The following is a 24,734-nucleotide window of genomic DNA, read 5'->3' on the forward strand; positions in this document are numbered from 1 at the left end:
CAGGAGATCGCCGGTTCGATCCCGGTCGGGACCGCCATTTTAAGTGGCTCAGTAGCTCAGTCGGTAGAGCAAAGGACTGAAAATCCTTGTGTCGGCGGTTCGATTCCGTCCTGAGCCACCATTTATATTTAAATATAATTATGGCGATTGTGGCGAAGTGGTTAACGCACCGGATTGTGGTTCCGGCATTCGTGGGTTCAATTCCCATCAGTCGCCCCATAAATTTTAAGCGGGTGTAGTTTAATGGTAAAACCTCAGCCTTCCAAGCTGATGTCGTGAGTTCGATTCTCATCACCCGCTCCAAATAAGGGCCTATAGCTCAGCTGGTTAGAGCGCACGCCTGATAAGCGTGAGGTCGATGGTTCGAGTCCATTTAGGCCCACCATAGTTTTTAAGGATAGTAAAATAACTTACTATTATTCCACAGTAGCTCAGTTGGTAGAGCATTCGGCTGTTAACCGAACGGTCACAGGTTCGAGTCCTGTCTGTGGAGCCATATGGGGAAGTACTCAAGAGGCTGAAGAGGCGCCCCTGCTAAGGGTGTAGGTCGGGTAACCGGCGCGAGGGTTCAAATCCCTCCTTCTCCGCCATATGGCCCCTTGGTCAAGCGGTTAAGACACCGCCCTTTCACGGCGGTAACACGGGTTCGAATCCCGTAGGGGTCATAAAAACATTGAACAATTGTTCAATGTTTTTTTCTTTGACTTTTTAAAAAAACTTGGTTGATTCATCACATAAACAACTATGGCAACCATATACACTGATATTTCTTCTACTACGGAGGGAGAGACAATTACATTGAATATGTTAACCCTTAAACTTTATTTTACCTCTTATATAGGAGATCGATTAAATACAGAACCAGCATTAATTTGATAAAAGCTCTCTTTTTCTCAAACATTTTCTGCTTGAAAGCTAATTATTACAAAAGGAAAAGGAGAGCTTTTTAATGACTTCACAAGTGAATACTACCGATTCATTAACCTTAAACACAAGAAAAATTGTGGTCCTAACTTGTACCATCCTCGCTTTTGCAGTGATGAATGGAACAATGTTCAATGTGGCCATTCCTGATATATCCGAATCATTTAATTTAACTCCAGCTCAAGTTAGTTGGGTAGTGACTAGTTTCACCACAGTTTTTGCAATAGGGACATTAATTTATGGAAAACTAGCTGATTTTTATCCTATTCGAACGCTTTATACAATTGGAATAAGTTTATTTTCATTGGGAGCTTTCATTGGCTTTCTATCACCAAACTACGAGATTTTAATTTTTGCAAGAATTCTTCAAGCAATGGGAGCTGCCTCTGTGCCTTCCTTATCTTTTATCGTACCCATGCGTTTTTTTAAAAATGAAAGAGGAAAGATTTTTGGTTACCTAGCCTCAACCATTGCTTTTTCTTCAGGAATAGGCCCTATTGTTGGTGGTGTTATCGGAGGCACACTGGAATGGCGTTATATTTTTCTGATTTCTGTGGCTAGTGCTTTTGCCATTCCCTTTTTCAGAAAATGGCTTCCTCGCGAAAACAAAAAGATTGGAAAAATTGATTATATAGGTGCTGCACTAGTATGTTTATCGGTTACGAGTCTCTTATTTATTATCACGACCGTTAGCTGGATATCTCTCCTTTCTTTCATCACTTTTTTTGTACTTTTGGCATGGAGGACAATATCTATCCAATATCCGTTTATCGACCCTGCCATGTTTAAAATAAGAAAGTACACTGTTACGATGATTACAAGTTTTCTCGGTACCAGCATAGTGTTTGGATTGATTTTTTTAATTCCTATAATGCTAAGGGAGCTATATGGTTTAAATATGATGGAGATAGGTATTATTCTATTTCCTGGAGCAATGGTATCTGGTCTTATTGGACAGTGGATAGGGAGGGTAATACCTCTTAGGGGTGGACAGTCAGTGGTGAAATTTGGACTACTATTCATTTCATGTGGGACGTTATTTATATCCACTTTCGCTGGAGCAAACACGTTGCTAATAACGCTCGGACTTTTTATAGCCTACCTTGGTTTTCCATTACTTCAGAGTGCCACAGCAGATTTAATTAGTATGAATTTGTCTGAGAAACAAAATGGAGTGGGAATGGGGCTGTTCAATTTATCAAATTTCTTAGCCGGTGCTTTTAGCAGTGCAATGTTTGGAAAGTTACTTGAAAATGAAAATGGTTCTTTGCAACTTAATCCTTTTTCTCTTCTAGGTGAGAATTTGATTTATAGCAACCTGTATCTTGTATTTACAATAGTAGGGTTGCTATCTTTGTTGTTATTTTCTTTCAGTTATGAACTTGATAAAGACTAATGCTTCAACTAAACCTCCATTGATGACAACTTATCTATCAATGGGGGTTTAGTATTTTTTTACCTCTTATATCAAATGCCCTTAAACTTCATTTAACATTTCCAAAATTCGACAAATATATGAAAACCCTTTCATTTTTCTTCATAAAAAATACCTCATCACATAAAGAAATCCTTCTGAATATATTATTCAAATCTCAATTATTTCATAATTCAAAATACATATTTTATTCATTTCCACCAAATAATTAGCATATATCTCTATATCTGCATCATAAAATTTATTATCTATTAAAAAATAATTTCTATCATTTTTTGCAGTTTGCTGCTTTAAAGGGATGAATGCTGTCGAAATCATTTACCTTATAGATAATTTTGTCGAAATGGACAATTAATTGTCAGAAAAATTAAAAAGGGATTTGAAAGAGCGGCGAGAATTATACAGTTAAAGTAATGCACAAAACTAATGAATAGGTAGGGAGTAGAATGATTTTGGATTTGATTCATCCAACTGAATACCAGCTGCATTTATTTCATGAGGGGAATTTTTTTGAATGCCATCGTCTGTTTGGTGCTCATGTTCTTACAATTGATGAAAAGAAATGCACAAGATTTTGTGTGTGGGCACCCAACGCAAAACAAGTATCTCTGGCTAGTAATTTAAACAATTGGAATGGAAGTGGTTACGAATTTAAAAAGGTGAATGATGAAGGTGTATGGATGCTCATTGTTGAGCAGGATTTAACGGGCTGCCTTTATAAATATGAAATTCATACATTCACTGGAGAAGTTTTATTGAAATCTGATCCCTATGCCTTTTTCTCTGAAGAACGGCCAAAAACAGCTTCCATATGTTACTCCTTAGATGGTTACCAATGGAACGATCATAAATGGCTTCAGAAAAAAGAGAAAAACAAAGTGTATTCAAGTCCTACTGTTATTTATGAGATGCATGTTGGATCATGGAAAAAGAAAGAGGACGGTAGCTTTTTAACGTATCGTGAATTAGCAGATGAGGTTATTCCTTACGTAATTGAACATGGATTTACTCATATTGAATTATTGCCACTAGTGGAGCATCCCCTAGATATTTCTTGGGGCTACCAAGGTACAGGGTATTTTTCCGTTACTAGTCGTTACGGAACACCTCATGATCTGATGTATTTTATTGACCAATGTCATCAAAATCATATTGGTGTAATTATGGATTGGGTTCCAGGTCATTTCTGTAAGGACGCACATGGGTTACATCGATTTGATGGATCTTGGGTTTATGAATATGAAACAGAAGTTGATCGTGAAAATTTTACTTGGGGGACTGCCAATTTTAACTTAAGTAAAACAGAGGTACAGAGTTTCTTAATTTCTAATGCATTGTTTTGGATGGAATACTTTCATGTGGACGGATTTCGCGTAGATGCGGTTTCAAATATCATTTATTGGCCTAATTCAGATGGTCAACGAGTAAATGAGTTTGGTATTGGATTTTTAAAGAAGTTAAATCAAATTGTATATCAATATGATTCACAGCTTTTGATGATTGCTGAAGACTCTACTGATTGGCCACAGGTAACTTCCCCAACTCACTACGGTGGATTAGGTTTTAACTACAAATGGAATATGGGCTGGATGAACGACATGCTTTCCTATATGGAAAAAAGTTCAAATGAACGCTCACAATTTCACGATAAAGTCAGCTTCTCCCTTCTGTATGCATTTTCGGAGAATTATGTCCTTCCATTTTCGCATGACGAAGTCGTTCATGGTAAGAAATCATTACTTGATAAAATGCCAGGAGATTATTGGCAAAAATTTGCACAATTAAGGCTTTTATTAGCATATATGTTTGGACACCCAGGAAAAAAACTTCTATTCATGGGATTTGAGCTAGGTCAGTTCTCTGAATGGAAAGATGAAGAAGAACTGGATTGGCATTTGCTAGATTATGAGATGCATGGAAAAATGAATCTTTTTGTAAAAGAATTGATCAAAGTGTATAAGCGCAATAAACCTTTATATGAACTTGATCATTTACATGAAGGATTTGAATGGATTGATGTAAATAACCGTGATCAATCGATTTTCTCTTTTGTTAGAAAAGGGGAAGATGGAGAACCATTGGTCATTGTGTGTAATTTTACAGAAAAGACGTATGAAGATTATAAAATCGGTGTTCCAAAAGAGGGAACGTATCGAGAAATATTAAATACAGATGCGGCTGATTTTGGAGGATCCGGTGTAATAAATAAAAAGCCAATAGAAACGATTGATGAAAATTTTCATGGAAGAGAGCATCACATCATGATGAGGATACCTCCATTTGGGGTTTCTATATTGCGTCCCGTTAAACATCGAAAGGAGAGAAAAGGAAATGGCAAAGAAGAAGTGCGTAGCTATGCTGTTAGCAGGAGGGCAAGGAAGTAGGTTACATTCCTTGACTTCAAATTTAGCAAAACCAGCTGTACCGTTTGGAGGGAAGTACCGAATCATTGACTTTACCTTGAGCAATTGTACGAACTCAGGAATTGATACGGTTGGTGTTCTTACTCAGTATCAACCACTAGTGTTAAACTCGTATATTGGAATTGGAAGTGCATGGGACTTGGATCGAAAAAATGGTGGTGTGACTGTTCTTCCACCTTATAGTGAGTCCAAGGAGATGAGATGGTATACAGGTACTGCTTGTGCCATCTATCAAAATTTAAACTATTTAGTTCAATATGATCCGGAATACGTACTTATTCTGTCTGGAGACCATATTTACAAAATGAACTATGAGTTAATGCTAGATTTCCATATTGCTAGAGATGCTGATGCTACAATCTCAGTCATTGAGGTGCCTTGGAATGAAGCGAGTCGATTTGGTATTTTAAATACTGATAGCGATATGAAGGTTGTCGAATTTGATGAAAAACCTGCGAATCCGAAAAACAATCTTGCCTCTATGGGGATATACATTTTTAAATGGTCTGTTCTAAAAGAATATTTGGAAAAGGATGCTGATCTTTCGGACTCAAGTCATGATTTCGGTAAGGATATTCTACCGACTTTACTATCAGACCAGAAGAAATTATTTGCTTATCCTTTTAGTGGATATTGGAAGGATGTTGGGACTGTACGTAGTCTTTGGGAAGCAAATATGGACCTCCTAGATGATACGTGTGGATTGGATTTATTTGATTACACTTGGAGAATTTATTCAGTTAACCCAAATCAACCACCACAGTTTATATCAAATGACGCACTCGTCGTTGATTCACTTATCAATGAGGGTTGTGTGATTGAAGGTGAGGTTGAGAAGTCGGTTCTTTTTCAAGGAGTAAAGGTTGAAAAAGGCGCTCTTATTAAAGAATCAGTTATTATGCCTGATGCAGTGATTGGAAAAAATGTGTTTATTGAAAAGGCGATTGTTCCGTCAGAAATGGTTATACCAGATGGAACAATTATTCGTGCTTTGCCAGATGCGGATGATGATATTGTGTTAGTAACAGAGGATATGCTTCAATCCCTTTAAAATACAGAAAAAAGAGAACAAATAACAGAGGAGATGAGGGGTAAGATGGATAGAAAGCTGCTTGGAGTAATTGATGCAACAACATATCAAAAAGGATTAGAGGATCTAATCCAACATCGTTCATTAGCTGCAGTACCATTTGGAGGACGATATCGATTAATAGATTTTATTCTTTCAAACATGGTCAATTCTGGAATAAAGAGTGTGGCAATTTTTCCAAAGAATCAATATCGTTCTTTAATGGATCATTTGGGGTCTGGGAAGGATTGGGATTTAAATCGTAAGCGTGATGGGTTATTCTTTTTTCCAGCGCCTGCAGAAGAAAAAGAAATAACTTCATTTAATCATTTTGCTGCAAATAAAGATTTCTTTGATCGTAGTAACCAACAGTACGCCCTCATCTCAAACTGCTTTACTGTCTGTAGTATGAATTTTGAACCTATTCTTGATTGGCATATCAAGAGCGGCTGCGATATTACAGAAATAAGAAAAGACGGACGGTCTCTTCATATGTTTTTAATAAAAAAATCTCTTTTAGTAGAACTTTTCGAGACAAGAGAGGAAACAGGATACACTTGTATGAGAGATGTTGTGACAGATATTAACAGTCCATATCGTCAATGTCATTATGAATTTAAAGGATACGCAGTTATGATCGACTCGATTACTACGTATTTTAATGAAAGTATGAAGCTATTAAACCCATCCATTTGGAAGGAACTATTTTTAAAGAATCAACCAGTATATACAAAAGTAAAGGATGAGCCACCTACTAGGTATTTTACAGGAGCTACGGTGAAAAATTCAGTAATTGCCAATGGGTGCTTAATTGAAGGAACGGTTGAAAATAGCATTATTTCTCGTGCTGTAAAAATTGGCAAGGGATCTGTAATAAAAAACAGCATCATCATGCAAAAATGTCAAATCGGTGAAAATTGCGTTTTAGACTCTGTAGTTTTAGATAAAGATGTTAAGGTAAATAATGGAACGATGATGTATGGAACAAAGGAATTACCATATGTGGTTCGTAAAGGAACAGTACAAGGGGCGTTGATGAATTCGTGAAAGTTTTATTCGCAGTTTCGGAATGTGTACCTTTCGTTAAGTCCGGAGGGTTAGCAGATGTAGCAGGATCTTTACCAAAAGAGTTGAAAAGACTTGGTACTGATGTAAGAGTAATGATGCCGAAATACGGTACCATTCCTCAAGCAATACGTGAAAAGATGACAAAAAAACATGAGTTTATTGTGAGTGTTGGTTGGAGAGACCAATTTTGTGGCATTGAAGAGTATATACACGATGGAATCACTTATTATTTTATAGATAATGAATACTATTTTAAGAGAGATTCTCTGTACGGGTATTTTGACGATGGTGAACGGTTTGCCTTTTTTAACCGAGCCGTACTTGAAGCGATTCGGATGTTAGATTACTATCCAGATGTGATTCATTGCCATGATTGGCATACTGGAATGATTCCTTTCTTGCTAAAAACAGAGTATCAAAAGAAAAACGGCTATGGTTTTATGCGAACGGTATTTACCATTCATAATCTTGGATTCCAAGGTATTATGCCTAAGGATGCTTTAAAGGATTTATTTGATTTAGATGATTCATATTTTAATACCGATCAGCTTGAGTTTTATGGAAATATAAATTTTATGAAAGCAGCACTTATTGCGTCTGATCGAATTACTACCGTTAGTCCAACATATATGGACGAAATACAAACGGAGTACTATGGAGAAAAGCTGGATGGATTGTTAAGAAGTCGTGTAAGTGATCTAGAAGGAATTCTAAATGGAATTGATGATGAATTTTATAATCCAGAGAAGGATTCGTTTCTTGTGAAAACTTACGATGCAAATCATCGTAACCATAAGCTAGTAAATAAAAAGGCCATTCAAGAACGATTTGGCTTGCCACAGGCTTCACAAATTCCGTTAATGGTTATGGTCACGCGTTTAACAAAACAAAAAGGATTAGAGCTTGTTAAACATGTGTTTAATGAAATTATGGCAGAGCCGATTCAATTCCTCATTCTTGGAACGGGGGATGACGAGTTTGAAAATTTCTTTCGAGACATGGAGCGGGAGTATCCAGATCGATTTAAAGCATATATTGGTTTTGATGAAGGTCTAGCTCATCAAATTTATGCAGGTGCTGATCTTTTTCTCATGCCTTCAAAATTTGAACCATGTGGGTTAGGTCAAATGATTGCGATGAGATATGGCACTCTGCCTATCGTTCGAGAAACAGGGGGTCTAAATGACACGGTATCTGCATATGATGAATTCTCAGGAGAAGGGAATGGTTTCTCCTTCAAGAATTTTAATGCGCATGATATGTTGTATACCATTAAACGTGCCATCCATTTTTACGAAAATGATAGGGTTTGGAATAATCTTGTTAAGCATACAATGAGTATTGATAACAGCTGGGCACAGTCTGCGTTTAAGTACAATCAATTATATGCTCAACTTATATCCAGGAGTGAAACTCATGTTTTCTAATAAAGAAATGTTCACGGAAACGTTTTTACAACGTCTCGAAATGACTTGTGGAAAAAGCTTTCAAGAAAGTACGAAGAGAGATCACTATCATACTTTAGGAATCATGATCCGTGAATATGTAAGCTCAAACTGGATCAAGACAAATGAAAGTTATCGAGCTGAGAAAGAAAAACAAATTTATTACTTATCGATTGAATTTCTGCTTGGAAAGCTTTTAAGGCATAACCTCCTTAACCTAGGAATTGATCATATAGTGGAAGAGGGACTAAAGGAGCTAGGGATTGAACTTAGTGACTTAGAGGAAATGGAAGCAGATGCAGCACTTGGTAATGGCGGCTTAGGACGTCTTGCAGCCTGCTTCATGGATTCCCTTGCTACTCTAGATCTTCCGGGTCATGGATGTGGTATTCGCTATAAACATGGCTTATTTGAGCAGAAAATCGTAGATGGATATCAAGTAGAATTACCCGAGCAATGGCTTCGTCATGGTCATGTGTGGGAAGTAAGGAAAGCTGATCTAGCAGTAGATGTTCCTTTCTGGGGAAGGGTCGAAGCGATAAATAATAATGGAAAGCTTGAATTTCGTCATCTTGAAGCGGAAACGGTGATGGCCGTACCATATGACCTTCCAGTGGTAGGTTATCAAACGGACACTGTTAACACGTTGCGTCTATGGAGTGCCGAAACGACGCCGTACCCAATGAATCGAGATATTATGAAATATAAGCGCGATACGGAGCTTATCTCAGAGTTTTTATATCCCGATGATACCCATGATGAAGGAAAGATTTTACGTTTAAAGCAGCAGTATTTCCTTGTCTCTGCAAGTATTCGTTCGATTGTGAGATCTTATCGCAAACAACATGCTAGTTTAATAGATTTTCATAAATATGTGGGTCTTCATATAAATGATACGCATCCCGTGTTAGCCATCCCCGAATTAATGAGGGTACTTATTGATGAGGAAGGGATGAGCTGGGAAGAAGCTTGGCATATTACTACGAATACCATTTCATATACGAATCATACAACCTTAGCAGAAGCTTTAGAAAAATGGCCGGTTCGTATTTTTCAACCGTTGCTCCCAAGAATATTTATGATTGTAAATGAAATAAACGAGAGATTTTGCCAAGACCTATGGAAGCAGTATCCAGGAGATTGGCGGAAAATCGAGGATATGGCAATCATAGCTCATGACCAAGTAAAGATGGCTCATTTGGCGATTGTTGGTTCATACAGTGTGAATGGAGTGGCAGCCATTCATACGGAAATTTTAAAACAAAGAGAGATGAACCAATTTTACCAAGTATTTCCTGAGAAGTTTAATAATAAAACAAATGGGATTACCCATAGACGTTGGCTGATTAAATCCAATCCAAAACTGACGAATTTGATCAATGAGGGAATTGGTACGAAGTGGATAAATCACCCGGAGCATTTAAAAGAGCTTCAGTTTTTCCAACAAGATTCTGCATTTTTAGAGCAGTTGAATGAGATCAAGCTGAATAATAAGAAATCACTTGCAGAAAAAATTAAAGCAAAAACAGGTATTGTCGTTGATCCACTATCTATATTTGATGTTCAAGTAAAGAGATTGCATGCTTATAAACGACAACTCTTAAATGTTCTTCATATTATGTATTTGTATAATCGTTTAAAAGAAGATTCAAGCTTTCATATGTATCCAAGAACATTCTTGTTTGGAGCGAAAGCATCACCAGGTTATTACTATGCAAAGAAGATTATTAAACTCATTAACACCATTGCAGAAAAAATAAATAATGATAAAACGGTATCTGATCAATTGAAAGTAGTGTTTCTTGAAAACTACCGTGTATCATTAGCTGAAGAAATCTTTCCTGCATCAGATGTGAGTGAACAAATTTCGACTGCAAGTAAAGAAGCCTCGGGAACAGGTAATATGAAGTTCATGATGAATGGTGCGATTACCCTAGGTACGCTAGATGGAGCTAACATTGAGATAAAGGAACATGTTGGCGATGACAATATATTTATTTTTGGATTAACAGCGGAAGAAGTAATGAATTATTACCAGTATGGTGGCTATACGTCTGTCGACTATTATCACCATGATAAGCGTATTCGCCAGGTTGTTGATCAGTTAACGAACGGATATTTTGGTGATCTTGATAATGAGTTTGAGCCGATCCATGATTCGTTATTAATGGAAAATGATCAGTACTTTGTTTTGCGTGATTTCTCATCTTATGTGGAAGCCCAAAGAGAAGTAGGGAAGGCCTATACTGATCAAAATAAATGGTTAAAGATGAGTTTAGCAAATATAGCGAATTCAGGTTTTTTCTCAAGTGACAGAACCATACAGCAGTATGCGGATGACATTTGGAGTATCTCTCCTGTAAAAGGCAAAGTAAGGTAATAATAAAGAGGAGACCAATTTTGGTCTCCTCTTTTGTCTAATTGTTTAAGAAATGTCCTAAAAATAGTCCAATTGATAACAAAAATCCAAATATCGTATTTGTTTGGGCTGTCGCTATCATTGCTGGCACCATTTGAACGGGTTTTGTTTTTCCTATGAATCCTTTAATCGCCTTAATTGCCTTTGGTGAGCTTAGCAGCACAATCGCTAACCAAGCAGAAGCATAGTCCAAACCAATAAGAGTAAACACCCATGCATAAGAGACAATGAACATTCCTGCTAAAAGAATGATCGCTCTCTTTTGACCAAGTAGGATCGCTAATGTTTTTCTTCCATTTTCTTTATCACCATCATGGTCACGTATATTATTGGCAAGTAGAATGGCACCTACTGTTATGACAATAGGTACAGATATTAATACACTAATCATAGTAATAAAACCTGTTTGAATATAAAAGGCAATCAGTATAATGAGCATTCCCATAAAGAACCCTGCAAAGATTTCTCCAAAAGGTGTGTACGCAATCGGAATAGGTCCTCCCGTGTATAAATAACCAACTGTCATTGAAACTAGACCAATGGCAGCTAGCCACCAGCTAGAATTCATACAAATATATACTCCTAGCAGCATGGAAATACCATAAAGGCTAAGAGCTATTTTCATGACAGTCGCTGGTTGAATTCCTTCACGAACAATGGCGCCACCTATACCGACAGAGTGCTCATTATCAAGACCACGTTTGAAATCATAATACTCATTAAACATATTTGTTGCTGCCTGTATAAGTAAGCAAGCGATAAGCATGGCGGTAAATAAACCAAGATCAATAGATGTTAATGGTAAGGCTAATGCGGTTCCTAATAATACTGGAACAAAGGCAGCTGTTAACGTATGTGGTCGTGTAAGTTGCCACCAGACTCTCCAATTTTTCCCCTTAAAAGTAGGCGAAGGACCCGTTTGCATTTGTGGTTGCATCGTACCTCTCCCCATTTCTATATTTATTTGTCAAAACTATATAAGTTTAAAATAATTCATATCCAAATTCAAGTGTAGGAAAAACGAAGGAGTGTGTCAATTAAATTTTCCTCCCTAATGGAGGAGACCATTTCCAAATTTTCTACGATAATTTTTTGTGAAGGAAAGACATTTAAGGGCATAATATCTCAAAATAGATAGAAATAAGCTTATAATAAGGAAAGATATAGGTTTTTCAAGGTTCCTTTTGTTGACATGGTCTTGGATTGAGGTGTATCTTAAAATAAGTTTATAACGTTATTTAACAGGAGTTGTACGAATTTGGTTACCATTCAGAATACGGAGCTTAAAGAAGGGATCATTGAAGCAATCGAGAGAGCACGGAAGCTTTCAATGCCCGTATTAGTTAGCGAAGTCCAAAGGATTCATCCGGTTCAGCCTCTGTCCGTGTTTGCAGCTGGAAGAGACCAATTTGTTGGCGAACGCTTTTTTTGGAAAGATCCCTCTGATGAAGTAGTTATGATTGGCATTGGAATATGTAAAGAAATACAATCGGATCAGGCTTCTGGCCGCTTTTTTCATGTGGAGAAGCAATGGCAAGAGCTTATGAATAATAGCATCATGCTAATGGAAGAGAAACAAACAGCTACAGGACCAATAATGTTCGGAGGATTTTCCTTTGATCCATTAAAAGAGAAAACCGACCTTTGGGCACAGTTTCCACATTCTCTTTTCCACATACCCAAATACCTAGTAAGTGTAATAAAAGGAGATTACTATTTAACGACTAACCTTCTTTGTTCGGCCGAAGATGATGATACATTGTATGAGGTAGCTGAACAAGAAAGAAAAGCGTTATTCACTAAAATTGAAAAGGAATCAATGCCACGTTTGTCCAACCTATCAAATGTAAATGAAGTCCATTCTGAAAATTGGAAGAAACGTGTGAGCGAAGTAGTAGAATTATTAAAGGCAGGGACCATGAAAAAGGTCGTGCTTGCTAGAGAGCTTAGACTTCAGTTTGAAGAGCAGATCCCAGTAGAGCCCGTGATTATGAATCTTTTAGAGGAACAGAGAGATAGTTTTGTTTTTGCCTTTGAATCGAAAGGTGACTGTTTTATTGGAGCATCACCAGAAAGATTAGTAAAGAAGGTAAAAAACACTGTGTACTCGACCTGTTTGGCCGGTTCCATTGCTAGAGGGAAGACTTTAAAAGAAGACGAGCTATTAGGTAATGAGCTTCTATGTGATGAGAAAAATTTAAATGAACATCAATTTGTTGTTGATATGATTAAAGAAGCAATGGAAAAGGTATGCCATGAAGTACGAATTCCGTCACACCCACAGTTGTTGAAAAATAAGCATATCCAGCACTTATACACACCAGTGGTTGGAATTGCTGATGAGGAAAGTTCGTTACTTCAGCTTGTGAACCTGCTTCATCCAACACCTGCTTTAGGTGGGTTACCAAGAAAAGAAGCAGTAGAGAGCATCCGGACAATGGAAGACTTAGATAGAGGAATGTATGCCGCACCGATCGGTTGGATTGATTTTGAAGGCAATGGGGAATTTGCGGTTGCGATACGTTCAGGCTTATTACAAGGAAACGAGGCTTCTTTATTCGCCGGTTGTGGAATCGTTAAGGATTCGAACGTAGACAGTGAGTATCAGGAGACGAATATCAAGTTTCGTCCTATGCTTTCTGCCTTAAGGGGGAAATAGTAATGAATCACCAGCAAGCATTAACGAAGTACATTGCTTCTTTTGTAGCAGAACTAAAACATGCAGGAGTAAAGGATGTTGTTGTTAGCCCAGGGTCAAGGTCCACTCCTATTGCAATGATTATGGCTGAACATCCTGATCTTCGTCTTCATATTCATGTAGATGAAAGATCAGCAGCCTTTTTTGCGTTGGGGATGGCCAAGGCTTCCCGAAAACCAACAGTCTTGTTATGTACTTCCGGAACAGCAGCAGCGAATTATTTCCCTGCTATAGCTGAAGCGAATTTATCAAGGGTACCTCTCATGGTCATCACAGCGGATCGACCACATGAACTTCGTGATGTTGGTGCACCACAAGCAATGGATCAGGTGAATTTATATGGAAAGCATGTAAAATGGTTTATCGAGATGTCTCATCCGGAAGGCACCAAAGAGATGCTTCGTTATGCGCGTACCGTTGCTGGACGTGCTGTTGCAACCGCTTTATCTTCACCAGCTGGTCCCGTTCATTTGAATTTTCCACTTCGTGAACCACTTGTTCCTGATTTAACAAGTGAAAATATTTTTGTCATGGCAGAGAGAGAAAATGGTTATGTTCACATTGAACAAGGACATTTGTCACTGAATAAGGATCAAATAAAACCCATTGCGAACGTGTTGAATGAACATACAAATGGCTTAATTGTTTGTGGCGAAATCGATAATCCCACCTTTGCTAAAGCCATCACAATGCTAGCTGCAAAGCTACAGTATCCGATTATTGCGGATCCTTTATCGCAGCTGCGAAGTGGAAAACACGAGTTTGTGCATATTATAGATAGCTACGATACATTTTTAAGAAATGAGGATGCCGTAAGTCATTTAGCACCAGATGTAATTATTCGTTTTGGTGCGATGCCTATCTCAAAAGCATTTTCATTATTTATGAAAAAGAATGAACACGTCCCTCAATTTGTGGTTGATGGCGGGGAAGGCTGGAGAGACCCATCCTTATTAACAACAAACATGGTTTATTGTGATGAAGTAGAATTTTGTGAATCCCTTCTCCCTCTTTTAAATGAAAACCAGGATACAATGTTTGTTGAAAAGTGGCAACAAATGAACGAGATAACAAAAACAGCATTGTTCAGTGTAAAGGAAAATGAATCCCTCAGTGAGGGTCGTTTATTTTTTGAATTAGTTGAATTGCTACCTGATGGAGCTACCTTGTTTGTTGGCAATTCCATGCCAATACGAGATGTGGATACTTTTTTCTATAATAATTCAAAGTGCATTAGAATTATGGCCAATCGCGGTGCAAATGGTATTGATGGAGTCATTTCATCTGCTCTAGGTGCTGGAACCGTTCACAAGCCAATGTATTTAGTACTTGGAGATTTGACTTTTTTCCATGATTTAAACGGACTAATAGCTTCTAAGTTATATCATATTGATCTACGTGTCATTGTGATTAATAACAATGGGGGTGGGATTTTTAGCTTCCTTCCTCAAGCTAGTCATCCAAAGCATTTTGAACGACTGTTTGGTACTCCTTTAGACCTTGATTTTGAACCAGTTGTTACTATGTACGGTGGGACCTTTAGCCGAGTTTCTTCTTGGATGGAGCTTACTTCCTCTTTTGAGCAAACTTTTGCGAAAGATGGATTGTCGGTTATTGAAGTTCCGACAACAAGAGGTGAAAACCTACAAGAGCATCGGAATTTGTGGGATTATGTTTCCCGGGAAATTAGTCGGAATTTGCGTGGCGAAAGCTGATGAATATTGAGGTTAATGGGGTAGTGTACCATGTCGAAGTTTCAGGAGAGGGTTTTCCAGTTGTTTTACTTCATGGATTTACCGGTGACATCTCTACTTGGTCGGAATGTGAAGAGGAGTTAAAGAAAAACTCGAGAATCATTAAAATAGATCTTGTTGGACATGGAAGATCGTCATCCCCGGATTTAATTGAGCGATATGAAATGAAGTCAGTGGTAGAGGATTTACGTTATATTTTCCATTATTTAGATATAGATCAAGCAGATGTGGTTGGATATTCGATGGGAGGTCGAGTGGCACTTGCATTTGCGTTGGTGAATCCAACTTTTGTACGTAAGCTTGTACTCGAAAGTGCTTCTCCAGGACTCGTAACGAACGAAGAGAGAAGTAGTCGAAGAGTACAGGATCAACAGTTGGCCAATAAAATCAAACAAAATGGAATAGACTGGTTTGTTGAATATTGGGGCAATATCCCTTTATTCGAAAGCCAAAAAAAATTACCATCAGTAATTAGACAGCGAATAAAAGAGCAAAGAAAGCAAAACTATATTAAAGGATTGGCAAATAGCTTGATTGGAATGGGAACAGGGTCACAACCCAGCTATTGGGAAAAACTAAATGAGTACTCAGGTGAAGTATTATTGCTTACGGGATCCATTGACAAGAAATTTGTTATCGTTGCAGATAAGATGTCAAAATGTCTAAAAAACAGTAAGTGGGTAAATATTGATGGGTGTGGTCATGCAATACATGTGGAACAACCTGAAAAATTTGGTACAATAGTAAGTGGGTTTTTGTCGAATAAATCCGATTCTTAATTAAAGGAGGAAAACACAATGACAGTTGAGTGGGTATCTCAAAGAAATTACGAAGATATTCTGTATGAAACATATAATGGCATTGCAAAGATTACCATCAATCGTCCAGAAGTGCGAAATGCATTTCGTCCTAAGACGGTAATGGAATTAATTGATGCGTTTGCTTATGCACGTGACGACCGCAATGTAGGGGTAATCGTCTTAACAGGAGCTGGAGACCAAGCGTTCTGTTCAGGTGGAGATCAAAAAGTACGCGGACATGGTGGATACGTTGGAGAAGACGAAATCCCTCGTTTAAATGTTCTTGATCTTCAACGTTTGATTCGTGTTATTCCTAAGCCAGTTGTTGCGATGGTAAAGGGATATGCAATTGGTGGAGGACATGTTTTACATATCGTTTGTGATTTAACCATAGCTGCTGATAATGCTATCTTTGGACAAACAGGTCCTAAAGTGGGTAGCTTTGATGCTGGATATGGCTCCGGCTATTTAGCAAGAATTGTTGGACATAAAAAAGCACGAGAAATTTGGTATTTATGCCGTCAATACAATGCGCAAGAAGCACTTGATATGGGGCTAGTAAATACAGTTGTTCCTCTTGATCAAGTGGAGGAAGAAACGATTAAATGGTGTGAAGAAATGCTTGATAAGAGCCCAACCGCTCTTCGTTTCTTAAAAGCAGCATTTAATGCAGATACAGATGGGTTAGCTGGAATTCAACAGTTTGCTGGAGATGCAACTCTCCTTTATTACACAACGGATGAAGCAAAGGAAGGGCGCGATGCGTTTAAAGAAAAACGCAAGCCAGACTTCGGTCAATTCCCTCGTTTTCCTTGATAGGTTTGAGAGAAAGAGCTTGGCTTATACATAGCCAGGCTCTTTTTTTTTTGAAAATTATCTTGTAAAACAACTTATAATTATTGTATATTCAAATAATCAGATATACAAATAAAAGGATAAGAAGGGTGAACATGTTAAGTGATAAAAGATTTTCTAATTATTCGTTAAGTAGTATTTCAAAAGATTTACTATCAGGTCTTATTGTTGGCGTCATCGCTATTCCACTTGGAATGGCCTTTGCAATTGCCTCAGGAGTAAAACCAGAATATGGTATAGTTTCGACCATAGTAGGTGGAATCCTTATTTCCTTGTTAGGAGGATCTAAATTTCAAATAGGGGGTCCAACTGGAGCCTTTATTCCCATCCTATTTGGGATCGTTATGACTTACGGATATGAAAATCTATTAATTGCAGGTTTTTTAGCTGGTATTATGCTCCTTCTTATGGGGATCTTTAAAATCGGTTCACTTATCAAATACATTCCTAGACCAGTGACTATTGGTTTTACATCGGGAATTGCTGTTACTATTTTTTCAGGTCAAATGGCAAGTTTTCTCGGACTTGTAGGAATTCAAAAGCATGAAGAATTAATTAGTAATTTACTGGAAATTTTTACACATTTCCATTCAACGAATCTTTATAGTGTATTAACTGCGGTTGTATGCTTACTAATCATCGCCCTTTCACCGAGGTTAGCCCCTAAGGTTCCAGGTCCATTATTGGGCTTGATTGTATCAACCTTGGTAGCAACCTGGTTTTATCCTGGGCAAGTTGAAACGATTGGTTCTGCATACGGTGCTATCCCAAACTCATTACCACACATCCATTTGCCAAACGTAAGTATTGAAATGATCCTTACTCTATTAAAACCTGCCTTTGTTATTGCCATGCTCGGAGGAATAGAATCGTTGCTCTCGGCAGTTGTGGCAGATGGCATGACAAACACCCGTCACAACAGCAATAAAGAATTGATCGGACAAGGAATTGCAAATATGGTTACTCCACTATTTGGAGGCATTCCGGTAACAGGGGCTATTGCAAGAACAGCTACCAATATTAAAAGTGGAGCAGTTTCCCCCTTATCTGGAATCATACATGGGGTTGTCGTTTTACTAGTTTTGTTGTTTTTTTCTCCATTTGCTTCCTATATTCCACTTGCTAGTATGGCACCGATATTAATGGTGGTTGCATGGAATATGAGTGAAAGGAAGGTATTTGCTCATATTCTAAAAACAAGATCTACTGACTCCATCGTTCTGGTAGTTACCTTTTTACTAACTGTCTTTGTTAATTTAACGACTGCTGTTGAAATCGGATTAATATTGGCCGCTATCTTATTTACAAAAAGAATGAGTGATCTAGTCACGACTGCGAAAGCATTGCCTAATTTACATCATAAGCATGCAAAAGTAGAAAATCATGTTGTGACGGATACCCATGATTGCCCGCAAATTAGTATCTACAATGTAGAAGGTCCCCTCTTTTTTGGGGCCGCTCAAACCTTTGAATTTTCAATCATGGATACGATTCACTATCGACCTTGTATATTATTGTTACGAATGAGTAGGGTACCTCTAATGGATACAACGGGGGAAGCGAATTTAGCTAGTATTGTGTCTCATTTTTCAAAAAATGGTATAGTTATCATATCAGGAATAAACGAGCAGCCAAAAAATGTATTAATTCGAACGGGTCTATATGACAAAATTGGTCACAAACACTTTTTTGAGCACACTGGGGAAGCGATTGAATTTGCGTTAAAACAGGTGGACAAAAATAAGTGTTTAGGATGTAGACACTTTGCTTTCAGAGAGTGTACCAAACTATCAAAAGTCGAATCTACTGAAGGGAAAGTCCTACAGCCTACTACCTTCTAGTAATGAAACAAGGAAGTGAAATGATTGAATTTAGAAATGCAACAGTTTAAAGCAGATTTTTTTAAGGCTTTGGCTCATCCATTAAGAATACGCATTCTAGAACTGTTAGCCGAAGGGGATAAGAACGTAAATGAAATTCAAACACTCATCGGCAGCGAAGGATCATCTGTTTCGCAGCAATTAACGATTTTACGAGCCAAAAATATTGTGTCAGGGACAAAGGAAGGTAATAAAGTCATTTACACGCTAAAGGATCCTATGATCATCGAACTATTAGCGGTTGCGCGCCAAATATTTAACAATCATCTTGTCGATACAATAACCATTTTAGACCGTTTCACTGATAAGGAAGAAGAAGGGAACATCGTGCCGAAGAATTAAGTTCTTCGGTTTTTATTTATGTTGTACTACAGCAAGTACATTGAAAAAAATAAAACAATTTGATAACGTGAGTAGGAAGAGGGTGAAAAAATTGTCAATAGAAGTGATGCCAAATTTTCTTAAAAAGAGAGCATTTTTGACACCTAGTCGAACGGCGTTGGTTTTTGAAGATAAACGCTACACATTTCAACAGCTATATGCCGAATGTGTCGATGTAGCAGGTCGAATGCATACATATGGAATGAAACAGGGGCAATACGTTGCACTGTTATTATCGAATCATTCCGAAAGTGTCGTTATATTGTTATCATTACAGCTACTTGGTATAAAAGCGGTCTTGCTTAACACAAGATTAACTCCAGAAGAACTAAATTATCAGCTGATGGACTCAAACACAGCATGTTTAATTACGGAATCAATGTTTGATGAAAAAGCAAAACAATTAGATGTACGTGTCGTCTACAAAAATGAGTTGTTTCAAACACCATTTTTTGAGCCACCTCTTGTTAATGAAGTAGCTTTAGAGGAGGTTTGCTCACTTATGTACACTTCCGGAACGACGGGTTCTCCTAAAGGGGTTATGCAAACGTATGGAAACCATTGGTGGAGTGCAGTCGGTTCAAGCTTAAATCTTGGATTGCAAGATAGCGATGGGTGGCTATGTGCAGTTCCCCTTTTTCATATTAGTGGGTATTCCATTTTAATGAGAAGTGTGATTTATGGAATGAAGATGGTCTTGCATGAGAGCTTTGATGTGGAAAAAACGTTACAAGCTATAATGTCTGAGAAAGTAACAACGATGTCTGTGGTAAGTACGATGCTTTCACGATTACTAGATCACTTGGATAGCCAGTTACCGAGTCATTTTCGCTGTATGCTTTTAGGAGGAGGACCAGCTTCACTTTCATTATTAGAAAGATGTGTGGAGCTACAAGTTCCTGTTTATCAAACGTATGGAATGACCGAAACGGCCTCTCAATTTGTAACTTTAGCACCTGAATATAGCTTGAGCAAATTAGGTTCGACAGGAAAGGCACTTTTTCCATCACAGTTAAAAATTGTTGATTCTGATGGTTTGGAACAGCAACCGTTAGAATCTGGAGAAATCTTTGTAAAAGGTCCGAATGTCACGAAAGGGTATTTGAATAAAGAGGGTTCGCACCTAAAGGATGGATGGTTTGCAACTGGGGATATAGGATTTCTCGATGAAGAAGGTTTCTTATACGTCCAAGATCGCCGTTCAGACTTGATTATCTCAGGTGGAGAAAACATTTATCCTGCGGAAATCGAAGGAGTTTTACAAGGGCATCCTGCTATTCAAGAGGCGGGGGTTATCGGTGTAGAAGATCAGGAATGGGGACAAGTACCGGTAGCCTTTGTTGTTGTTAGGAATACATCTATAACAGAGCAAGAAATCATACAATATTCTTCATCCAAGTTAGCGAAATACAAGGTTCCTAAAAGGGTCATGTTCGTTGACCTGCTACCAAGAAATGCGTCTAATAAGCTTCTAAGAAGAAGTTTGAAGGAATGGGTAAAAGGCGGAGGCGCAAATGAGAATTGAGAGAATTAAGCTATCAGTTATCTCAATGAAATTAAAGACTCCGTTTACCACTCATTTAGGTACGGTGCATGAACGGGAAGGGATTGTAATAGAGGTAATCAATCGGGAGGGAGTGTCTGGGTTTGGGGAGGTAGTTGCCTTTTCCTCTCCATGGTATACGGAAGAGACCGTTCAAACCTCCTTACATATGTTAAAAGAATTTTTTATCCCATTGCTCTTCCATAATCGCATTAAGCATCCGAGTGAGGTCACTCCGATTTTTAACAAACTCCGGAGAAATTTTATGGCCAAAGCAGGTCTTGAGATGGCTATTTGGGATCTATATGCAAAGGAAAGAAATCAGTCATTATCAAGCCTGCTTGGAGGAACTCAAGATAGAATTCCATCAGGAGTAGTGGTTGGGGCCAAATCGATGAAAGAGACGCTTTTGCAAATCGAAAGAAATCTTGAGAACGGCTACAAGCGTGTGAAGGTAAAAATTTCTCCACAAAATGATTACGATTATATCCAATCAATCAGAACTCATTTTCCCCGTGTTCAATTAATGGCCGATGCAAATTCTGCCTATACATTAAAGGATATCAATCGATTAAAGGCACTTGATGAGTTTGGATTGCTAATGATCGAACAACCATTAGGGTACGATGATATTGTCGAGCATGCGAAGCTACAGTCAGTGCTCCAAACACCGATTTGTTTAGATGAAAGTATTGTAACTTTTGACGATGCAAAGAAAGCAATTGAGATAGGGAGCTGCCGGGTTATTAATATAAAAGCTGGCAGAGTAGGCGGCATTCAAACGGTAAAGGAAATTCATGATTATTGTTTGGAAAAAGGAGTACCCGTCTGGTGTGGGGGAATGCTGGAATTTGGTATCTCTAGAGCACACAACATCGCTATTGCTTCTCTCCCTAATTTCACGATTGCCGGAGATATTTCGGCAAGCAGCCGATACTGGGATGAGGACATTACAACTCCTGAAGTGATTGTCCGTAATGGAATGATTGATGTTCCAAGTGGTCCTGGAATTGGTTTTGAGATGAATCGTAAAAGGTTGAAAGACGTAACGATTTTTGAGGAAAGTTTTACGAAATAATGATTAGAAAAAATCGTGCCCTCATTTGGTCTCACACCAACTATCGGGCACGATTTTTTTAAAAAAGATAAGAAAGATATGTTTGTACTTTGAACAGTGTCTAGCTCCTCGGGGTCATAAGCCAAAGCCCTACAGAGGTCAGGACCTCTTGCGGTCTCCGTCTTATGTCTGTCGGAGCTTACCAAGGCGCTTGCGCTTTTCTTATGACTTCGTTTCTTCTGGTGGTTTTTGCTGTAAATATCTTTTGTCATTCATAAATAAAGTCCAAAAATAGAAGAAACCTGGGAAAAGAATGGCAAAACCTGCAATGTAGGTTGCAAAAATAGCACGGAACGAATTCGGATCTGTAAAGGCGTTCTGAATGGTTACCTCTGGGTAAACAATGTAAGGCAAGTGTGCTTGTCCGTAAACAAGACTAGCAAGTAAGTATTGAATAGTAATTGCAATGACAGTAAGGCGAGGCATTCCCTTTGGTCCCCCAGTGACAGAAGGTAAAAACAAACCAAGCCCTCCAATGACAAAAAACACAACCGATGCGATTAAAAACGCCAGATTATCCATCATTTTTTCGTAAAGCCAAGGTGCTTCTGTTCGGAGCGTGAACATAATGAGAACGGCCATTGCCAGAGAGATAGGCCCTAGAAGAATCGCATCTCTTCGATATACAGCATAGGCCTCATATTCTTCAGCTGTTTTTGAATAGTCCGCAAGCAATAAGGATGATAAAAACAAAGTGGAACTTATTGCGAATCCGATAAACGCGTATTCATTTGCACTGGTAAAAAGCTTTATAAGATCAAGTGTTTGACGGCCATCTGAAAAATCTATATAGTTCCCATGTGTAATCGGAAGTACGCTGATGAGTAATCCAGGAATGAGAATACCGGTAATTCCAGAGATATATGTTAGTGGTTTTCGATATTCAGATGCAATATTTGAGAAAACGAGAAACGCACTTCGTAAGGCGAGCAAAAGCAATATCATACTGCCTGGAATAAGTAATACGGTCCCAAGCGTATACGCTGCGGATGGAAATAAACTATACACAGCAACAACAAGAGCCACAATAAATGTGTTGGTTACTTCCCATGTGGGGGACAGATATCGGTTAGCAATGTTAGTAGCCTTTGTCTGCGTTCTATTGAAGTAAAGCATAGACCAAAATCCAGCACCAAAATCCATGGTTGCCATAACAGCATAGATGAAAACAAATCCCCATAACACAGTAATGGCTAGTAATGCATCAGTCATCTATTTTCACTCCTCCATTTAAAATGGTGCCTCGTTACGTATTGGATCCATATAGTGGTACACCTTTTTGTTCGGCTCGATGTAAATCATCAGCAACGGTGTTCTTTCTAAAATAATATAGAAGGACAAATACCACTGAAACTCCTAGAATGACGTATACAGCTGCAAATGCTAGAAACAATACTCCTAAGTTTGTCGCTGTTGTCGCCGAATCTGCCGTTGACAGCACGCGATAAATCGTCCAAGGTTGTCTTCCTGTACAAGCAAAAATCCATCCAAACTCAATCGCAAGTACTGCTAAAGGACCAGAGGCAATAAAGGTCGAAAGAATCCAAAGAGGATATTTGTCTTTTTTTAAAAATTTCATCCAGAGCAAAGCGAGTAGAGGTAATAGGATTAATAAAGATCCAATGCCTACCATTCCATTGAAAAGGGTGTGAACAAAAAGCGGAGGCCATTCTTCTTCTGGCCATTCTTTAAGTCCCTTAACAACGGTATCAAAGCTATTTCCTGCTAAAAAGCTAAGTGCCCAAGGAATGTGAATAGCGTACTTAACCTCTTCAGTTGCACGGTCAGTAAATCCTCCGATGACGAGAGGGGCATGAGATTGGGTTTCAAATAAACCTTCTGCTGCAGCAAGCTTTTCAGGTTGATATTCATGCAAATATTGAGCGGATTCATGTCCGTTTATAGCGGTTAATAGAGAAAATATTCCTCCAACAATGAGACTAAGTGTTAATGCTTTTTTGTGAAAATGGTAGATGCGTGTATTAAATTCAGTTCGCCATAGTTTATAGGCTGATACGGACGCAATAACAAATGCACCCGTTGTATAGGCAGATAAGGCAACATGTCCAGCTGTGACAATAAAGCTCGGGTTAAAAAATGCTGCCCATGGATCAACATCGGTTATAACACCGTTTTGGATTCTAAATCCAGTGGGTGTTCCTTCCCAGGCGTGGACATTCGTTATGAGAACGGCAGATGCTAAAGCACCAATCGCAACAAGTACGAGGCTTGTGATTCGAGCCCAAGGAGGAATACGCTCAGCGGCATATACATAAATGGACATAAATAGAGCTTCAATAAAGAATGCATATATTTCAATTTGGAAGGGAAGGGCCATGACGACACCGATGACTTCCATAAAGCCTGGCCATAATAGAGAGAGTTGAACTCCAGCGATTGTACCTGTTGGGATCCCAACACCAAGAAGTACGGCAAAGGCTTTTGTCCAGCGCTTAGCCATAACTACGTACTCTTGGTCTTTTGTTTTTTGGTACATGAGTTCAGCAGTAAGCATCATAAAAGGCAGGCCTACCCCGATGGTTGCAAAAATAATATGAAAACCCATAGTTGTTCCGAATAACGAGCGCGCAATTAGTAAATCATCCATAAAATTCTCCCTTTCAATATACTCACCAAGTTATTCTTTTCTAATTAAAAATAAATATGTAATCTTTTCCTATATTTACAAGAAATAAGGCGATATAGTGACAGATATGGTTGACGGAAATCTAGAGGTGGGCGAATCGTGATCCTGAGAAGGAATCGCAAATAAAATCTGAGAATCGCAAGTGAATTTTGGGAATCGCAAATAAAATCTGAGAATCGCAAATAAATTTTGAGAATCGCAAATAAAATCTGAGAATCGCAAATAAAATCTGAGAATCGCAAATAAATTTTGAGAATCGCAAATAAAATCTGAGAA

At 38.3% G+C, this 24,734-nt stretch carries 17 protein-coding genes and 7 tRNA genes; 21 read left to right on the forward strand and 3 right to left on the reverse strand.

What is annotated here, in order from left to right:
* Positions 1-45: 45 nt before the first annotated feature.
* From ACGLXV_RS08055 to ACGLXV_RS08115, 13 genes are all read left to right on the forward strand, one after another.
* Positions 46-121, forward strand: a tRNA-Phe gene (locus tag ACGLXV_RS08055).
* 22 nt (positions 122-143) lie between these two features.
* Positions 144-219: transfer RNA gene (locus tag ACGLXV_RS08060), tRNA-His, on the forward strand.
* 10 nt (positions 220-229) lie between these two features.
* Positions 230-303: transfer RNA gene (locus ACGLXV_RS08065), tRNA-Gly, on the forward strand.
* 5 nt (positions 304-308) lie between these two features.
* A tRNA-Ile gene (locus tag ACGLXV_RS08070) sits at positions 309-385 on the forward strand.
* A gap of 35 nt (positions 386-420) precedes the next feature.
* A tRNA-Asn gene (locus tag ACGLXV_RS08075) sits at positions 421-496 on the forward strand.
* 3 nt (positions 497-499) lie between these two features.
* Positions 500-590, forward strand: a tRNA-Ser gene (locus ACGLXV_RS08080).
* A gap of 3 nt (positions 591-593) precedes the next feature.
* Positions 594-665, forward strand: a tRNA-Glu gene (locus ACGLXV_RS08085).
* Between the two features lie 284 nt (positions 666-949).
* Positions 950-2,320, forward strand: a complete 1,371-nt coding sequence (locus tag ACGLXV_RS08090) for an MFS transporter (protein ID WP_391558213.1) — start codon at positions 950-952, stop codon at positions 2,318-2,320.
* Between the two features lie 485 nt (positions 2,321-2,805).
* Complete coding sequence (gene glgB / locus ACGLXV_RS08095) at positions 2,806-4,743, forward strand: 1,4-alpha-glucan branching protein GlgB (protein WP_391558214.1); 1,938 nt, start codon at positions 2,806-2,808, stop codon at positions 4,741-4,743.
* Positions 4,691-5,833: a glucose-1-phosphate adenylyltransferase gene (locus tag ACGLXV_RS08100; RefSeq protein ID WP_391558215.1), complete on the forward strand. Its 1,143-nt coding sequence runs from the start codon at positions 4,691-4,693 to the stop codon at positions 5,831-5,833. The genes glgB and ACGLXV_RS08100 overlap by 53 nt, the downstream gene beginning before the upstream one ends.
* Before the next feature lie 45 nt (positions 5,834-5,878).
* Positions 5,879-6,898 carry a GlgC family sugar phosphate nucleotidyltransferase gene (locus ACGLXV_RS08105; RefSeq protein WP_391558216.1) on the forward strand — a complete coding sequence of 340 codons (1,020 nt, stop codon included), beginning with the start codon at positions 5,879-5,881 and terminating at the stop codon, positions 6,896-6,898.
* Positions 6,895-8,346, forward strand: coding sequence for a glycogen synthase GlgA (gene glgA, locus ACGLXV_RS08110; RefSeq protein WP_391558217.1), 1,452 nt, complete (start codon positions 6,895-6,897; stop codon positions 8,344-8,346). Before ACGLXV_RS08105 ends, glgA begins: the two co-directional genes overlap by 4 nt.
* The gene (locus ACGLXV_RS08115) at positions 8,336-10,744 is read left to right on the forward strand and encodes a glycogen/starch/alpha-glucan phosphorylase (RefSeq protein WP_119709570.1); all 2,409 of its coding nucleotides are present in this window, start codon (positions 8,336-8,338) and stop codon (positions 10,742-10,744) included. Before glgA ends, ACGLXV_RS08115 begins: the two co-directional genes overlap by 11 nt.
* A gap of 37 nt (positions 10,745-10,781) precedes the next feature.
* Here the strand turns inward: ACGLXV_RS08115 and ACGLXV_RS08120 are convergent, their stop codons facing one another.
* Positions 10,782-11,720, reverse strand: a complete 939-nt coding sequence (locus tag ACGLXV_RS08120) for a 1,4-dihydroxy-2-naphthoate polyprenyltransferase (protein WP_119709569.1) — start codon at positions 11,718-11,720, stop codon at positions 10,782-10,784.
* Between the two features lie 321 nt (positions 11,721-12,041).
* Between ACGLXV_RS08120 and ACGLXV_RS08125 the strand changes: the two genes are divergently transcribed.
* From ACGLXV_RS08125 to menC, 8 genes are all read left to right on the forward strand, one after another.
* Complete coding sequence (locus ACGLXV_RS08125; RefSeq protein ID WP_391558218.1) at positions 12,042-13,442, forward strand: isochorismate synthase; 1,401 nt, start codon at positions 12,042-12,044, stop codon at positions 13,440-13,442.
* Between the two features lie 2 nt (positions 13,443-13,444).
* On the forward strand, positions 13,445-15,196 hold the full coding sequence (gene menD / locus ACGLXV_RS08130) for a 2-succinyl-5-enolpyruvyl-6-hydroxy-3-cyclohexene-1-carboxylic-acid synthase (protein WP_391558219.1): 1,752 nt from the start codon (positions 13,445-13,447) through the stop codon (positions 15,194-15,196).
* A complete protein-coding gene (gene menH / locus ACGLXV_RS08135; protein ID WP_391558220.1) occupies positions 15,196-16,014 on the forward strand; it encodes a 2-succinyl-6-hydroxy-2,4-cyclohexadiene-1-carboxylate synthase in 819 nt (272 codons plus the stop codon). The genes menD and menH overlap by 1 nt, the downstream gene beginning before the upstream one ends.
* Before the next feature lie 18 nt (positions 16,015-16,032).
* A complete protein-coding gene (gene menB / locus ACGLXV_RS08140) occupies positions 16,033-16,851 on the forward strand; it encodes a 1,4-dihydroxy-2-naphthoyl-CoA synthase (RefSeq protein WP_391558221.1) in 819 nt (272 codons plus the stop codon).
* 134 nt (positions 16,852-16,985) lie between these two features.
* Positions 16,986-18,731, forward strand: a complete 1,746-nt coding sequence (locus tag ACGLXV_RS08145) for a SulP family inorganic anion transporter (RefSeq protein ID WP_391558222.1) — start codon at positions 16,986-16,988, stop codon at positions 18,729-18,731.
* A 24-nt stretch (positions 18,732-18,755) separates the two neighbouring features.
* Positions 18,756-19,112 (forward strand): ArsR/SmtB family transcription factor, encoded by a 357-nt coding sequence (locus ACGLXV_RS08150; protein WP_391558223.1) that lies wholly within the window; start codon positions 18,756-18,758, stop codon positions 19,110-19,112.
* Between the two features lie 91 nt (positions 19,113-19,203).
* A complete protein-coding gene (locus ACGLXV_RS08155) occupies positions 19,204-20,676 on the forward strand; it encodes an o-succinylbenzoate--CoA ligase (protein ID WP_391558224.1) in 1,473 nt (490 codons plus the stop codon).
* Positions 20,666-21,772 carry an o-succinylbenzoate synthase gene (gene menC, locus ACGLXV_RS08160; protein ID WP_391558225.1) on the forward strand — a complete coding sequence of 369 codons (1,107 nt, stop codon included), beginning with the start codon at positions 20,666-20,668 and terminating at the stop codon, positions 21,770-21,772. Before ACGLXV_RS08155 ends, menC begins: the two co-directional genes overlap by 11 nt.
* A gap of 201 nt (positions 21,773-21,973) precedes the next feature.
* Here the strand turns inward: menC and ACGLXV_RS08165 are convergent, their stop codons facing one another.
* Entirely contained in the window at positions 21,974-23,023 is a 1,050-nt protein-coding gene (locus tag ACGLXV_RS08165; RefSeq protein ID WP_391558226.1) for a cytochrome d ubiquinol oxidase subunit II, read from the reverse strand.
* Positions 23,024-23,057: 34 nt separating this feature from the next.
* Entirely contained in the window at positions 23,058-24,419 is a 1,362-nt protein-coding gene (locus ACGLXV_RS08170) for a cytochrome ubiquinol oxidase subunit I (protein WP_391558227.1), read from the reverse strand.
* Positions 24,420-24,734 lie beyond the last annotated feature (315 nt).

Origin of the sequence: Robertmurraya sp. (genome assembly GCF_036676585.1) — a bacterium.
Classification (GTDB): Bacteria; Bacillota; Bacilli; order Bacillales; family Cytobacillaceae; genus Robertmurraya_A.

Coding starts and splice junctions, on each gene's coding strand:
- ACGLXV_RS08090 (WP_391558213.1), top strand. CDS start 950: ATGACTTCACAAGTGAATACTACCGATTCATTAACCTTAAACACAAGA.
- glgB (WP_391558214.1), top strand. CDS start 2,806: ATGATTTTGGATTTGATTCATCCAACTGAATACCAGCTGCATTTATTT.
- ACGLXV_RS08100 (WP_391558215.1), top strand. CDS start 4,691: ATGGCAAAGAAGAAGTGCGTAGCTATGCTGTTAGCAGGAGGGCAAGGA.
- ACGLXV_RS08105 (WP_391558216.1), top strand. CDS start 5,879: ATGGATAGAAAGCTGCTTGGAGTAATTGATGCAACAACATATCAAAAA.
- ACGLXV_RS08115 (WP_119709570.1), top strand. CDS start 8,336: ATGTTTTCTAATAAAGAAATGTTCACGGAAACGTTTTTACAACGTCTC.
- ACGLXV_RS08120 (WP_119709569.1), bottom strand. CDS start 11,720: ATGCAACCACAAATGCAAACGGGTCCTTCGCCTACTTTTAAGGGGAAA.
- menD (WP_391558219.1), top strand. CDS start 13,445: ATGAATCACCAGCAAGCATTAACGAAGTACATTGCTTCTTTTGTAGCA.
- menH (WP_391558220.1), top strand. CDS start 15,196: ATGAATATTGAGGTTAATGGGGTAGTGTACCATGTCGAAGTTTCAGGA.
- menB (WP_391558221.1), top strand. CDS start 16,033: ATGACAGTTGAGTGGGTATCTCAAAGAAATTACGAAGATATTCTGTAT.
- ACGLXV_RS08145 (WP_391558222.1), top strand. CDS start 16,986: ATGTTAAGTGATAAAAGATTTTCTAATTATTCGTTAAGTAGTATTTCA.
- menC (WP_391558225.1), top strand. CDS start 20,666: ATGAGAATTGAGAGAATTAAGCTATCAGTTATCTCAATGAAATTAAAG.
- ACGLXV_RS08165 (WP_391558226.1), bottom strand. CDS start 23,023: ATGACTGATGCATTACTAGCCATTACTGTGTTATGGGGATTTGTTTTC.
- ACGLXV_RS08170 (WP_391558227.1), bottom strand. CDS start 24,419: ATGGATGATTTACTAATTGCGCGCTCGTTATTCGGAACAACTATGGGT.